Genomic DNA, 15,118 nt, shown 5'->3' on the forward strand with positions numbered 1-15,118 from the left:
CAGCCCGCTTACGCCGCGTTTTTAAGTTTAAAGAGTACCGAATACATCGCTTTGAGGAAATCGGGGTCGTAGCGCCCAGCCAGCTTCTCTTTCATCATAGTGACGGCGTCGAAGGGCTTTAAAGGCACATTGTATGATCTCTGAGTTGTCATTGCATCATAGGTGTCGGTGATGGCGACGATGCGGGCGAAAGGGTGAATTTCTTGTCCAGAAATCGCCTGAGGATATCCATTTCCAGAGAAGCTTTCGTGATGCTCAAAACAAGCTGCCTTGATCGCGTCACTGATATTTGGATTTTGATTAAGAATCATCAAGCCATACTGTGGATGACGCTTCATTTGCTCCCATTCAGCATCGTCCAAGCCACCTTTTTTGCAAAGGATGTCAAGGCTCACGTTGCGCTTGCCGATGTCGTGGAACAAAGCTCCAACACCGAGCTCTTCAAGGTCCGCTTTGTTGAAGGAAAGTGCTGAGCCCAATCCTAGAGAGTAAATGCTTACATCCAAAGAGTGATTGTACGTGTAGAAATCATGCCCAGAAAGGCTGATCATGTATCCCATGGCCTCTGGAGCGCTCTCCATGAAGTCGATGAAATTCTGAATGATCGGACGAGATTCATCCAAAGCCGTATTCACATCCGGATTTTCAAAAAGATCTTCCATCAGTGCAACAGAGGATTCGCGCAGGATTTTGCTTTTTTCAAACGGGTTGAGGTCGTCCGAGTTCATTTCCTCTTTAACCCAATCACGGTAAGCTTCTTTTTGCGACGTCATAACAAAGAATGAGTTTCCTGTATCTTTGTTGTGCAGAGCTTCGATTTTAAGCTCCGAAAGTTTATCGCCAGCTTTGAGGTAGTGAACCATTTGACCGTTGATATTAATGTAGATGTCGAAAGACGTAGCTCTCGACGGACGGATCGTACTGAGACGTATTCTAAAATAAGCTTCCTGCTGCATGTCTCTATTATTCCATGGAATCATTGACTCGAAAATCAAAAGATGGAAATTTGGTCAACATGGCCCTTCGTCTAGACACATCACTGCAGTATCTCAAGGGAGTTGGTCCCAAGTTGGCCTCTCTCTTTTCAAGACACGGTATTCGCACCGTGGGCGAGCTGCTCGAATTTTATCCACGGGCCTACGAAGATCAGAGAGCGGCACGCAATATCGCCAGTCTTAAGGTTGGGGACATTGTCAGCGTAAAGGCTCAAGTGGTTTCTGTTTCTAGCGTCAATATGGGACGCTCTCAGCGCAAGATGTATGACGTAACAGTGCGCGATGCCTCTGGCAAAATTCACTGCAAGTTTTTCCGCGTTCCGTACAAAGGTTATTTTGAGCGTTTCACACCCTTTAAAGAAGTGCGTGTAGTTGGTAAAGTCATCGACTATCGCGGGCGTGCAGAGTTTCACCATCCGGACATTCGTGACATTGACCCCGAGGAAGAGAATCAAGACGCGTTGATTCCGCTTTACACCGAAATCGAAGGACTCAGCACTGCTAAAATTCATCGCTTTTTGAAAACCTCATTGGATTTGATTCCCGATGAAGAATGGCCTGCGGAAAAGTTGCCGTCGTGGGTTGTGAAAAACTACGATTTGATTTCTCATCGTAAAGCGCTTGAGTTGATTCATAAGCCCAATCCGGATTTGGGAAATCTCTATATGGAAAATCGCACGCCGGCACATCGCCGTCTGATTTTTGAAGAGTTTTTCTGGTTAGAACTATATTTGGCATCACGAAAAACAGGTTTTAAGAAAGAGCCGGGAACAGCGTTGCGTGGCGACGGTCGCCTTATTACTCAGCTTGAAGAATCCTTGCCGTTTGAATTGACCAATGCACAGAAAAAATCCTTTCAAGAAATCAAAGCCGATCTTGAAAAACCATCTCCTATGCATCGTATGGTTCAAGGAGACGTGGGTTCCGGCAAGACGCTCGTCAGTTTCATGGCGGCACTTGTTGCTGCCGAATGCGGAACGCAGAGCTGCTTGATGGCGCCAACGGAAATTCTGGCTGAACAGCATTTTAAAAATGCCCAAAAACAACTTTCACCATTAGGTTTGAAAGTGGGACTTCTTACTGGAAAAACAAAGACGTCCGAGCGTAAAGAGCTTTTGCAACAACTTGCTGACGGAGATTTGGATTTCTTGATCGGAACCCATGCTCTGATTGAAGACGAAGTAAAATTCAAAGCACTCACATTGGTCATCGTGGATGAGCAGCATCGCTTTGGGGTTGAGCAAAGAGGCGTCTTGAAAAACAAGGGCCGCTCGCCGCACTTTTTGGTGATGACGGCGACGCCGATTCCACGAACATTAGCAATGACTGTCTATGGGGATCTTGATGTCTCGATTATCGATGAGATGCCTCCAGGGCGAAGTCCGATTCAAACGCGGGTTGTGTTTGACAGTAAAAAAGCCGCAGCTTTGCAGTTCATGAGCGAACAAATCGTCAAGGGTCGCCAAGCTTACATCGTGTATCCGCTCGTAGAAGAGAGCGAAAAAATTGATCTGAAGGATGCCGTTTCAGAGTTTGAAAATCTTCAGGCTCAGTTTCCGAATTTTAAGATCGGTCTTCTGCACGGAAAAATGAAGCCCGTGGAAAAAGAAGAAGTCATGACTCGCTTTCGAAATGGCGAGTTGAGCATTTTAGTTTCAACAACGGTCATCGAGGTCGGCGTCGACGTTCCGAATGCTAACATCATGATCATCGAACACGCTGAGCGCTTCGGCCTCTCTCAGTTGCATCAATTGCGCGGTCGCGTTGGGCGAGGAACTCATAAGAGCTTTTGCATCATGATCATGGGGTATGCGGTCTCTGAAGAGGCCAAACAGCGAACTCAGTTCATGGAGCAAACCACAGACGGATTTAAGATTGCCGAGTTCGATTTGGAAATGCGTGGCCCGGGGGAATTTATGGGAACACGCCAATCAGGTTTACCGGGATTTAAAATGGCAAACCTGGTTCGTGACATGGCGATTTTGCAGGAAGCGCGCGAAGCGGCTTTCGAGGTTTTACGAAAAGACAGCCAATTAAAATTTGCCGAGCATCAGCCTCTCCGCGAAGAGCTCACCAAAACCCATGGCCCAACGGCCTTAGCGGGAATTGCTTAATTACTACTCACTAACTACCTGCGCCATCTTACGTGAAAACTCTATACAGGTGTTCGAGTGCGTGATTTGATTTTTGCAAACATGAGGGGGAGGGGAAAGTGACTAAACTTTCAAAATGCATCTTTGTTGCTGCTTCATTAGCAATGACGGCACAAGCTGGCACAGTACTTCGTTTAAATGCTGGAACTATCGAAACGAAACGCGCAGAGAGCTTGATGACAGCTCAGTTGGGGAATCCTGCAGCGGCTCAAGATTTGATTGTTCAGTTCAAGAAACCGATCACAGAAGCTGACAAAGCATCTCTGAAAAATATCGGTGCTGAGATTTTCGGTTATCTTCCAGATGATGCTTTGATGATCCGCGCTTCTTGGAGCAAGGTTCAGCAATGGCGTCAAAACGGTGCTGTAGAAGCAGTCCTTCACTTCCGCGCTGATTATAAAGTCAGCACTGCGTTTGCTCCATCAAGCATCTTTAATAAAGATGAGCAGACAGCAGTCTTGGTAAAAACTTTTAAGCCAACTGAAACTAAAGATATCGCGCTTGCAATTAAAAACATGGCGCAATCGACAGTTCACGTTGCTGAAGGCAAATCTGTTGTTGCAGTTGTTCCTCGTGGCATGGTTCGCGCGGTGGCAGCTCTTCAAGGTGTTGAGCACGTTCAACCTTATGTTGAAATGAAGCCAATGCACATGACTTTTGATAACGATTACGGCGTGATCACTCCGCTAGGTATCGGTGATTACTCTGACATCAACGGGACTGAGACCGGCACAAAAGTGATGAACTTTGACGGTGCTTGGGCAATGGGCCTTACAGGTCGCAACCAAATCGTAGCTATGGCAGACACTGGCCTTGATGGCGGCGAAACAAATCTATCAGTAGATTTCCAAGGCGCTGTGATTAAAGGTCACATCTTTGGCCTTTTCGCAAAATCTTGGGAAGATCCAATGGGCCATGGAACTCACGTTGCCGGTTCAGTTTTGGGCCGCGGAACAGCTTCGGGTGCTCGCTTGAAAGGCGGCGCTTACGATGCGATGTTCATTCCACAAGGAATGTGGTCTCCGATGATGAAAAACCTAACGGTGCCTTCAAAAGTCCAAGATCTTTTCATCAGAGCTTATGCCGACGGTGCACGTATTCACACCAACTCTTGGGGCTCGCCTCGTAACTTGGGTGCTTACGATGCTTACGCTTCTAGCGTTGATGAATTCCTGTTCAACAATCCAGACATGTTGATCTTGTTTGCGGCTGGTAACAGCGGTGTTGATATGAATAAAGATGGTCGCATCGATAGCGGCTCTATCAGCTCTCCAGGTACTTCTAAAAATGCTTTGACTGTTGGTGCTTCTGAGAATCAGACAACAACAGGTGGTATCCAAGTTCCAGTTAGCAAACTTCGCACAGGTCAAGAATCTTGGGGTGCGGAACCAATCTACAGTTCTTTGATCTCTGATAATCCAAATGGCGTTGCGATGTTCTCTTCGCGCGGTCCAACTTTGGATGGTCGTTTGAAACCTGAAATCGTTGCTCCGGGCACAAACATCTTGAGCAACCGCTCTCATGTTGCGGGTGCAAGCGAACTTTGGGGCGCCTACAATGCGGACTATGCGTTCTCTGGCGGTACTTCAATGGCAACGCCATTGGCGGCTGGTGGTGCTGCAGTTGTTCGCCAAGTTCTTCAAGAGAAGTTCCAGATTGCAAATCCTTCTGGTGCTTTGATGAAAGCGACGATGATGCACACTGCAGTTGATATGTTCCCTGGTCAGTACGGTGAAGTTGGCGCAGCAAAAGGCCAAGAGCTTCTTACTCGTCGTCCAAATGCGGATGAAGGTTATGGCCGTGTGGACATGACTCGTATTGCACAAATGACTGCACAAACGCGCTTCGTTGATAACAAAGTGGGCTTGGGTCAAAACGAGCAAGAGATGTTCACAGTGACGTTGGCAAGACCAGGTCAAATCTTGGTGAACTTGGTGTACACGGACGCTCCGGCTTCTCCGGACGCAGCTGTTGCTATGGTTAACGACCTTGATATCAATGTTTCTGGTGGCGGAGTGACTTCAGCACCACGTGATCGCGTGAACAATAACGAGATCGTGGAGCTTAACAATTTGCCAGCTGGCACCTACACAATCACCGTCATGGGCACAAAAGTCCCTCAAGGGAAGAACGGCAAACAGCCTTACGCTTTAGTTTATACAGCGCGTGAGAACTAGTTTGTAAGTTATTGATATTACTTATGGAAGGCCTCGTCAAAAACGAGGCCTTTTTGTATTTTTTCCAGCCGCACCGGCTTTCATTTGATAACTCGTGTCAAATTTGCTAAAAACACCAAGGCTCGTATTACGTTTTCTGGTTTGTGTCTTATGGGTGGGGATATCTGTAAGGCTGGTAATCGAGTTATAAGGCACTCATTCGAGGGGAGGTCTTCCGATGGTGACTTTTAAAGTTGGTGACAATGCGGTTTATCCAGGCCATGGCGTGGGTAGAGTCACAGCGATCGAAACTAAAGAGATCCTCGGGAATAAACAGACTTTTTATTCCATTCAAATTTTGGATACCGGAATGAAAATCATGATTCCACGCGATAACGTTGAATCAGTAGGTTTGCGCCCTATTATCTCTAAAGAAGAAGCTGGCCGTGTTGTTAGCATCCTTCGTGAGACTGACGTAAAAATCGACAATCAAACTTGGAACCGTCGCTACCGTGAATACATGGAAAAGATCAAAACTGGTTCCGTATTCGAAATCGCGGAAGTTTTACGCGACTTGTTCCTGTTGAAAGTTGATAAGGAATTGAGCTTCGGAGAGCGTAAAATGCTCGATACAGCTCGCACACTTCTCTTGAAAGAGCTAACTTTGGCGACAAGCCAAGAAGAGCTTTTCAAAGAAGAAGAAGTGAAAGCGATCTTCGGCGTCACTCCTTAAGCCTTTGTTTTTTTGACAGAAATAAGAGATTATATAAAGCCTGGGTTTCGACCCGGGCTTTTTTTATTCGCCGGACGGCGAAAGGGCTGAGGGCTTCTAGCCCAAAGCTGAAATACTTCCGAGGTTATCAATGTCTAAAGTTCGTGTCCGCTTTGCACCGTCGCCAACTGGTTACCTTCACGTAGGTGGTGCTCGTACAGCTCTCTACAACTATCTTTTCGCCAAGAAGAACGGCGGCGATTTCATCCTTCGTATTGAAGACACCGATGAAGCTCGTTCTACGCAAGAATCTTTGCGTGGTGTTGTTGATGACATGGTTTGGTTGAACCTGATGTGGAAAGAGGGCGTCGACCCTGTCACATTGAAAGACATGGGCCCGCTTGGACCTTATAAGCAAAGTGAACGTCAGCACATCTATAAAGACGTTGCGGACAAGCTTTTGGCTGCCGGAAAAGCGTACTACTGCTTTTTGACGGACGAAGAAATTGAAAAGCAACGTGAAGAGGCCATGAAAGCGGGCCGTAATCCGCAAATCAATTCGCCTTACCAAGATTGGACTTTGAAACAAGCTGAAGAAAAATTGGCAGCAGGCGGTAAGGGCGTTGTTCGTTTCAAAACTCGTGAACTTAAAAAAGACTATATCTTCACAGACCTTGTGCGTGGTGAAGTGAAGTTCCCATCAGACATGGTGGGGGACTTTGTGCTTCTTCGCTCGGGTGGTATGCCTGTTTATAACTTCTGCTGCGTGATCGATGATCACATGATGGAAATGAGTCACGTCTTCCGTGCGGAAGAGCATCTGCCAAATACACTTCGTCAGTTGATGATTTACGAAGCGATGGGCTGGAAGGCTCCTCAGTTTGGCCACATTTCTTTGATTCTTGATGAAGACCGCCAAAAACTTTCTAAACGTAAAGGCGCCGTTGCTTGCGGTCAGTTGAAAGACGAAGGTTACTTGCCATCGGCTGTATTAAACTACATTTCTCTTTTGGGATGGTCACATCCTGAAGGGAAAGAGATTTTCAGCGTCGATGATATGACTCAGGTTTTTGATATTTCTCGCTTGAACGCTTCAGGCGCGGTCTTTGATCGCGTGAAGTTCAAGTGGATGAATGCGATGCACTTGCGTGCGTTGCCAAATGCAGAGATCTGGAAGTTGATTCAACCGTTCCTTGCTCGCGAGAAAATGGAATTGCCGCAAGATCCTGTATGGCAAGATAAGTCCATCACGGTTTTTAAGTCTTATATGGAAATTTTGGCAGACGCGATTGAGCTCTACCGCCCATTGAACGACAAGTCTTTTGCGATCCAGCCGGATGCTGACGAAGCTTTGGCGTGGGAATCTACAAAAGCCGTCTTGAATGGCTGGAAAGAATTGGTTCAGGCTTCTGGCAAAGACTACTTAAGCGAAGAAGAGTTTTTGAAACTTCAAGATGAAGTGAAAAACAAAACGGGTGCTAAAGGGAAACATCTCTTTATGCCAATCCGTGTAGCCGTGATCGGTAAGCCTCATGGGGCCGAGTTGAAAAACATCGTTCCGCTTATCAAAACAAGCTCGCTTGTGGATCGTGCAAATAAAGTACTAGCTAAGATTGGGTAATAAAAATGGCACTGCAGATATACAATACAGAATCGAGAAAACTCGAAAAATTTGAACCACTCCAACCTGGTAAAGTTCGAATGTATGCCTGCGGTCCTACGGTTTATGACTTTCTTCATGTCGGAAACTTCCGTGGTCCTGTCTTCTTCAACTTGGTTCGTAACTGGCTTGAGCATTCAGGTTACAAGGTTGAGTACGCTCTGAATTTCACCGATATCGATGATAAAATCATTGCCCGTGCGAGCGAGCAGGGGATTGATTCTCAGGCTCTGTCTGAAAACTACATCATGGAATACAAAAAGGACTTTGCCTCTTTGGGGCTTCGTCCTCATGATCATAATCCAAAAGTGACTGAAAGTTTGGATGAGATTTGCAGCATCGTTGGCAAACTGATTGAAAACAAAAAAGCCTATGTCGCTGATGGTGACGTCGTATATTCGATCGCAAGTTTTCCGCAGTACGGGAAGCTGAGTGGGCGTAATGTCGAGGATTTGCTTGCTGGTGCGCGTGTTGAAGTCGACGAGAAAAAACAAAATCCTTTGGATTTCGTTCTTTGGAAAGGTGCAAAACCAGGAGAACCGTCATGGCCGTCTCCGTGGGGACCTGGTCGTCCTGGTTGGCATATCGAGTGCTCGGCGATGGTTGAAAAAATCTTCGGTGACCAAATCGATATTCACGGTGGTGGTACGGATTTGATCTTCCCTCACCATGAAAATGAAATTGCACAAAGCGAAGGCTGCACAGGTAAGCATTTTGTAAAATACTGGATGCACTGGAACATGCTGAACTTCGGTAATCAGAAGATGTCCAAGTCTTTGGGTAACTTCGTGACCATGCGTGAGTTCTTGAGCCGTTATAACTCTGAAATCTATAAGTGGATGATTTTGTCTGTTCACTATCGCTCACCGAGTGACTTCAGTGATGAAGCTGTCGATCGTGCGGTTTCAAGTTTGGCTCGCATATACTCTGCGATGGCTGTTGCGGAAAGCCTGTTAAGCGGGCAAAAAGCCGCGCCGGATGCAGGTTTCGAGAAAATTACCCAAGAAGCTTGGGCTAAGGTGGAATCTAGTTTGAACGATGACTTTGGAACTCCGAGTGCCGTAGCGGCGTTGTTCGAAGTGGTCCGTCAGTTCAACAATCAAGTGAAGCGCGGAATCAAACCGAATCCGGCAGTTTTGGGCAAAGCTCAAAGCTTCTTGGATTTTGCTCAAAAACTTGGCAAGCAGATGGCTATGTTCCAAGAGCCGGCTCTCGAGTTCCTATTAAAACTCGATAATATGCTTCTTGAGAAGATGAATGTCCAACGAGCGGCTGTGGACGCAGTTGTGGCTGAAAGGACTCAAGCACGTAACAATAAGGACTTTGCAAAGTCCGACGAGCTTCGTAAGAAGCTGACCGACATGGGTATCTCTGTCAGTGATACACCAGAGGGAAGTTTCTGGGAAGTTTCCAAGTAAAAGCTGCTTTTCGTAAGACTTTGATCGTCACAAAGCCCTCATGTCAGAGGGCTTTTTCGTTCTTGGCTACCGCTCTAGAATCTGCGTAAATACTGAATACTTTATTGGTTATCTTTTTGGGGGATTCATGAAGCGTATTTGGGCGCAGATGAAGGTGTGGCTACATAAATTTATCAACATCATTCTAGGTGACATTCAACTGCAGTGGAAAGCTCCGCGCTGGATGGGTAAAGTTCACGAACATCGAAAAAGAGTCCTTCAAGGTTTAGGTGCTTTGATTGTTGTCGGTGCCGCAGGTTACGGAATCAAATATTACCTGGATTCTCTGCCAAAACCTGAATATTGCAAATATGAAATCACGCCACCACCGCCGACGGATCTTGAGAAAAATCTGGTGCACAATTTGGTGATTCGCTTTCAGTGTTCTGCGGCTCCGGTGAGTTCTTTAGGAAAAACTTTGGTGGAAGCTCCAGAGCTTTCACCAAAAATTTCAGGTTCTTGGAAGTGGGAATCTGATAAACGCCTGGTGTTCACACCATCCGGAGACCCAAAGACCGGTGAGTGGCTCATCGGTAAAACCTTTACAGTCTATTTTCCAAAAAAGAAGTTCTTGGCGGATCATATTCTTTTAGAAAATTACAAGCCTGAGTTCGCAACGGATAAGATCCGTTACTATGTAACTAAAAAAGAATTCTATATCGATCCAACGAATACGAAGATTAAAAAAGCGGTTTTGAACTTAGGTTTCAATTATCCAATTGATGCTGAAGACTTCAAAAAGCATGTTCAGTTTTACTATAACTCGCGCATGGCTAAGAATCTCGGAAGTGTTGGTTCGAAGTTCGCGTTCACGGTGTCTTTCAATAAGCTTTTAAACGAAGCTTATTTGACCTCGGATGTGATTCCGGTTCCCGCAGATGAAAGTGTTATGACTATCGAGATCGAGAAAGGTTTTAGCTCTACCAAAGCGGGCGAGCCTTCGGATCAAGGGGAAAAACACGAGGTCACGGTTCCTGGACGTTCAGATACGTTTAAGATTACTTCCGCTCAAGTTACTTTTGCCCGAAATGAACGATACGAACCTGAACAGGTTTTGATTGTGAGTTCGTCTATTGATGCGAAGTCTGCAGATATCGCGAAGAACATGAAGGTCTATGTTTTACCGCGATACAAAGACGAGCCTAAGGAAGAAACTAAGAATCGTTACGATTATTGGTCCGTAGGGGATGTTACCCAGGCGGTATTGGCCAAATCAAAAGCAGTGACTTTTGAAACAATGCCGACAGAGCAGGAAACTTCCAGAACGCATTCGTTTAAAGTTCAAGTGCCACCTCGTTATACATTGTACGTAGAAGTCAGAAAAGGCATCCGTGCGTTGGACGAGTATGAGTTGGTTAAGGATTATTTGGAAACTATCAAAGTTCCTGAGTATCCACGCGAATTGACCATCATGAGTGAAGGTGCGTTGTTATCCTTACGTGGTGAGCAAAAGCTGCCAGTACTTTCTCGCAACGTGAATCAGATCGAGTTGCACCTTTATAAGCTTATTCCAGATCAACTCAATCAGCTGATGCGAAATGTGTTTTCTGGCGGACGTGGATTCGCGAAGCCTTATATTTATAGTGAAATGAAGGACTCTGCATCTGAAGCCTTTGAGGAAACCATTGCGCTTCATCCAGAGAAAGCTGCAAAGACTCATTACTTCTCCGTAGATCTTGGGAAGTACCTTAGCAAAGGGGTTAAGAAAAAAGGCCTGTTCTATCTTGAAATCAGAGATAAAGATAATCAAAACACTCAAGATAAGCGCTTTGTTCTTCTGACGGATTTAGGGGTCATCGCTAAGAAAACCGCTCTTAAAACTCACGAAATCTATGTTCAGTCTTTGAGTACCGGCCAACCAGTTGTTGGCGCGACAGTAGAGCTGATGGGTATGAACGGGATTGCCTTGTTTGAGGTTCAGACCGATGGCAACGGCCACGCGGAATTCCCAGATGTCAGCCAGCTGAAAAATGAGAAAGCACCTTCTGCCTTTGTGGTTCGTAAAGACGGCGACCTTTCTTTCATTCCATTTGAAAGTTATGAGCGTCAGCTTTCTTATTCGAAATATGAAGTCGGTGGTTTGTATGAACAAGCGACCAAAGATGAAATCACTTCGATGATTTTCTCGGATCGCAGCCTTTATCGTCCGGGTGAGAAAATCAACTTGGCGTTGATGGCTCGATCTAAAAACGGCAAAAGATCTTTCAAAGATGTTCCGCTTACTTGGAATCTGACAGATCCGCGCGGGAGTGTTGTTAAGACCGGGAAGATGCTTGCAAGCTCTACAGAGCTTAAAGACCTGGAACTACAAACCGGAGAGACCTGGTATACAGGCACTTACATTTTCACATTGTCTTTGGTGAAAGACAAAAATCAGCAAGAAGTTATCGGCAACACCGAAGTTCGTGTTGAAGAATTCTTACCGGATCAGATGAAGATCAGCTCGCACCTTTCTAAAGAAAAGGCTGAAGGCTGGGTTCATCCAAAAGACTTGAAGGCTTCAGTTACTCTTAAAAATCTGTTTGGGACTCCGGCTGAAAATCGTCGTATTGAAGCGACGATTACAGTGATGCCGTTCCAACCGCGCTTTACCAAGTTGAAAGACTACCATTTCGTTTCTTTGAATAAAAAAGACGAAACGGATTTCCATGCACCTTTGAGCGAAGCAGAGACAGATTCAAAAGGCGAAGCTTCTTATGATCTGGATTTAAATCAATTCAATGCGGGAATGTACCGTTTGCGATTTGAAGCCAAGGGCTTCGATGCGAGTGGCGGACGTTCGGTGGTCTCGGCGTCGACAGTTCTGATTTCTCCGCTACCTTATCTTGTGGGTCTGAAACCTGATGGTGAGTTGACCTATATTAAGAAGGGCGCAGATAGAAATATTGATTTGTTGGCCGTTGATTCGGATTTGAAAAATATCGACGTCAAAGACCTCAAACTACAAATCATCGAGCGTCGTTATGTATCTGTGCTGACGCAAAACTCAGACGGCACCTATAAGTACCAGTCTGTTTTAAAAGAGATCCCTGGCGAAGAGAAAAAGATGATCGTGACTCAAAAGGGAGCTCGTTACAAGGTTGTGACGAGTGTCGCGGGTGAGTTCACGTTAGTAGTGAAGAACTCTGGCGGGACTGAGATCAATCGCATGGATTACTCCGTGATGGCGGAAGGTAACTTGGCTCGAAGCCTTGATAAGAATGCGGAGCTGCAAGTTGCGCTAAGTAAGGCAGACTACAACCCAGGCGAGGAAATTGAGTTGCAAGTGAAAGCTCCGTATACAGGAGCCGGGCTTATTACGATTGAAAGAGACCGCGTTTACGCCGCGAAATGGTTTAAGACAAATACAACGACTTCTATTATGCGTATCAAGATTCCAGAGGGACTTGAGGGCAACGCCTATGTGAATGTTACGTTCCTAAGATCTTTGGATTCGAAAGAGATCTTTACAAGTCCGCTTAGTTATAGTGTCAGTCCTTTTGCGATCAGTCTGGACAGTCATCGCACGAAGCTGTCACTGGAAGCGCCTTCTTTGGTGAAGCCAGGACAGAAACTAAAAGTGAAGTACAGCGCCAGCCGCAAAACGCCGATGGTACTTTGGGGCGTGGATGAGGGAATTCTTTTGGTGGCTCGTTATAAGGAGCCAAAACCTTTGGATTTCTTCTTTCAGAAAAGAGCCCTGCAAGTAACGACATGGCAAATCTTGGATTTGTTATTGCCGGAATTCTCGATTGTGAAAGAAAGTGCGGGCGTCGGTGGTGATGAGGCCGGCGCATTAGGACGCAACTTGAATCCGTTCAAGCGTAAGTCCAATCCGCCGGTGGTTTTCTGGTCGGGCGTTTTGGATGCAGGACCTGAAGCCAAAGAATTTAGTGTTGATATTCCGGACTACTATAACGGCAATATCAAAATCTTCGCAGTGGCCGCAACTGAACAGGCTTACGGCAATGAATCAACCGCAAGTCTGATTCGCGGAGATTTTGTAATTACACCGACAGCACCTTTGGCGATTTCGCCGGGTGACGAGTTTGAACTTGGCGTCGGGGTATCGAATCAGGCAAGTGGTACAGGGGATAAAGCTCAAGTTAAAGTTGAACTTCAATCCAGCGAATACTTCCAAGTATTGGACGAGAGGAATAAGACTGTCACAATCGCGGAAGGCCATGAGGGCGAGCTGATTTATAAAGTAAAAGCCACAAACAAGTTGGGCTCTGGAAAAATGACTTTGACCGCCTCAGCAGGCGGTAAGAGTGCGAAGTATGCTTTTGATAGCAGCGTACGACCGTCTGTGGTTTACAAATCCGATGTGAAGTTTGCCATGGTCGAGAAATCTCCGACAGAGATTCCGGTTGAAAGAAAGATGTACCCAGAACTTAAGGTGCAATCTTTAGCACTTTCAGGTTCGCCGCTTTCCTTGTTGAAGGGACTTGATCAGTTCTTCGAGGTTTATCCTTATCTGTGCACAGAACAGCTTCTATCGAAGGCGGTTCCGGCATTGTTCACCATCAGTGAAAAGAAAAACCAAAAGAAACTAAACGAAGCCTTTGAACAGGCGCTTGAAGTAATTCGTGGGCGTCAAACTTCCGACGGCGGTTTTGCTCTGTATCCGGGCGGACCGACGAATATGTTGGTTTCAGTCTATGTGCTTCACTATCTGACTGAAGCAAAAGAAAAATCATTGGCGGTTCCTGCGGACCTTCTTAAGTACGCTTTAGAGTACGCAAAAAACATCCGCGCTGAGCAACATACAACTTTGCCAGACTTACGTGTGATTTCATACGCTCTTTATCTTCAGGCCAGAAATGGATTGGTTCCAACCAATCAAATGAACTATCTGAAGAGCTACTTGAATCAGAAGTATAAGAATCAGTGGGAAAAAGACGAAACCGCTATTTTCTTGGCGGGTCTTTATAAACTTCTGAAGCAGGACGAAGCGGGTGAAAAACTTCTTAAAGGCCTTAAGATGGGTGATGCTATCGAGTCTGACTACAGATACTTCTATGATTCGACGGTGCGGGATGCTCGCTTGTTGATGATCGCGGCAAAACACTACCCACAACTTTTGCCAAGAATGATGGACACACAGTCTTTCAAAGTATTGATCGCGCCACTTGTGAAACGTCAGTACAATACGTATTCATCGGCCGCACTGTATTTCGGTTTGGGGGCTTTGTCACAAAATGCAGAGCTCAACAACAAGCTTGCTTCAGTTATGATCGAAAAGATCGATGGTGCTGGCAAAGCTGAAGCCGTGCGAATGGAGCCAAAAGGTCTTACTGAAATCACAAACTTCACGGACGCTGTCACTAAGTTTAAAGTGACTATGCCGGAACCGTTGCCGCTTTTCTATAGCATGACTGAAAATGGTTTTGATGTGGCTCCTCGTACGAGGGAACTGAAGTCGGGGATCGAGATTTCTCGTGTTTATTTGGACGACAAAGGTCAGCAACTTTCCTCGGTGAAGCTGGGGGATACGGTCGAAGTGCGTGTTCGTGTCCGTTCTTTGAATGACAGGTTCTTGCCTCAGGTCGCGATTGTGGATTTGTTCCCCGGCGGTTTTGAATACGTCTTTGAGCAAAAATCCAACACGCAAGAACCAGAGTCTGCGCCGTCTGAGAACTATGAAAATGGTGAGCCAATGGATTATCACGAGGAAGAGGCGCCGCCGCAAGAAGAGGGCTCTGAAGAGTCTTACGAAGGGGCTCGCTCTGAGTGGTTAAAGAGGTTCTTGTTGCCACAAGCGTACGCTCAAATTACTGGACAGCCTAATATCGCACCGATGATGAGCTTCTATGCTGATAATCGTGAAGACCGCGTTGTGATTTACACAGCGGTGGACAAAGATCTGCGTGAGTATGTTTACAAACTTAAAGCCGTGAATACTGGACGCTATACAGTACCAGGAACATTCGGTGAAGATATGTATGATCGCAGTGTTCGTTACGAAGGAGTTCCTTCTCAGATTAAAATCGAGAAGAGATAGTT

7 protein-coding genes are annotated in these 15,118 nt (G+C 46.0%); 6 read left to right on the forward strand and 1 reads right to left on the reverse strand.

All coding sequences use genetic code 11. The annotated features are described in order from the left end of the window. Nucleotides 1–8: 8 nt before the first annotated feature. Nucleotides 9–956, reverse strand: coding sequence for an HD-GYP domain-containing protein (locus tag ACLWBB_RS08010; RefSeq protein WP_413291100.1), 948 nt, complete (start codon nt 954–956; stop codon nt 9–11). Nucleotides 957–970: 14 nt separating this feature from the next. Between ACLWBB_RS08010 and recG the strand changes: the two genes are divergently transcribed. The 6 genes from recG (at nt 971) to ACLWBB_RS08040 (ending at nt 15,116) form a co-directional block, all read left to right on the forward strand. Then, complete coding sequence (recG, locus tag ACLWBB_RS08015) at nt 971–3,109, forward strand: ATP-dependent DNA helicase RecG (protein WP_413291101.1); 2,139 nt, start codon at nt 971–973, stop codon at nt 3,107–3,109. Between the two features lie 98 nt (nt 3,110–3,207). Then, entirely contained in the window at nt 3,208–5,325 is a 2,118-nt protein-coding gene (locus tag ACLWBB_RS08020) for a S8 family serine peptidase (RefSeq protein ID WP_413291102.1), read from the forward strand. A gap of 217 nt (nt 5,326–5,542) precedes the next feature. Then, nucleotides 5,543–6,037: a CarD family transcriptional regulator gene (locus ACLWBB_RS08025; protein ID WP_413291103.1), complete on the forward strand. Its 495-nt coding sequence runs from the start codon at nt 5,543–5,545 to the stop codon at nt 6,035–6,037. 130 nt (nt 6,038–6,167) lie between these two features. Next, nucleotides 6,168–7,637 carry a glutamate--tRNA ligase gene (gene gltX / locus ACLWBB_RS08030; RefSeq protein ID WP_413291104.1) on the forward strand — a complete coding sequence of 490 codons (1,470 nt, stop codon included), beginning with the start codon at nt 6,168–6,170 and terminating at the stop codon, nt 7,635–7,637. 5 nt (nt 7,638–7,642) lie between these two features. Continuing rightward, nucleotides 7,643–9,094, forward strand: coding sequence for a cysteine--tRNA ligase (gene cysS, locus ACLWBB_RS08035; RefSeq protein ID WP_413291105.1), 1,452 nt, complete (start codon nt 7,643–7,645; stop codon nt 9,092–9,094). Between the two features lie 127 nt (nt 9,095–9,221). After that, on the forward strand, nt 9,222–15,116 hold the full coding sequence (locus ACLWBB_RS08040; RefSeq protein WP_413291106.1) for an alpha-2-macroglobulin family protein: 5,895 nt from the start codon (nt 9,222–9,224) through the stop codon (nt 15,114–15,116). Nucleotides 15,117–15,118: the final 2 nt, after the last annotated feature.

The sequence above is a fragment of the Bdellovibrio sp. HCB337 genome, from assembly GCF_047302465.1.
GTDB lineage: Bacteria > Bdellovibrionota > Bdellovibrionia > Bdellovibrionales > Bdellovibrionaceae > JACMRP01.

Excerpts from the sequence above, each read along its gene's own strand:
- ACLWBB_RS08010 (WP_413291100.1), bottom strand. The coding sequence starts at position 956 with ATGCAGCAGGAAGCTTATTTTAGAATACGTCTCAGTACGATCCGTCCG.
- recG (WP_413291101.1), top strand. The coding sequence starts at position 971 with ATGGAATCATTGACTCGAAAATCAAAAGATGGAAATTTGGTCAACATG.
- ACLWBB_RS08025 (WP_413291103.1), top strand. The coding sequence starts at position 5,543 with ATGGTGACTTTTAAAGTTGGTGACAATGCGGTTTATCCAGGCCATGGC.
- gltX (WP_413291104.1), top strand. The coding sequence starts at position 6,168 with ATGTCTAAAGTTCGTGTCCGCTTTGCACCGTCGCCAACTGGTTACCTT.
- cysS (WP_413291105.1), top strand. The coding sequence starts at position 7,643 with ATGGCACTGCAGATATACAATACAGAATCGAGAAAACTCGAAAAATTT.
- ACLWBB_RS08040 (WP_413291106.1), top strand. The coding sequence starts at position 9,222 with ATGAAGCGTATTTGGGCGCAGATGAAGGTGTGGCTACATAAATTTATC.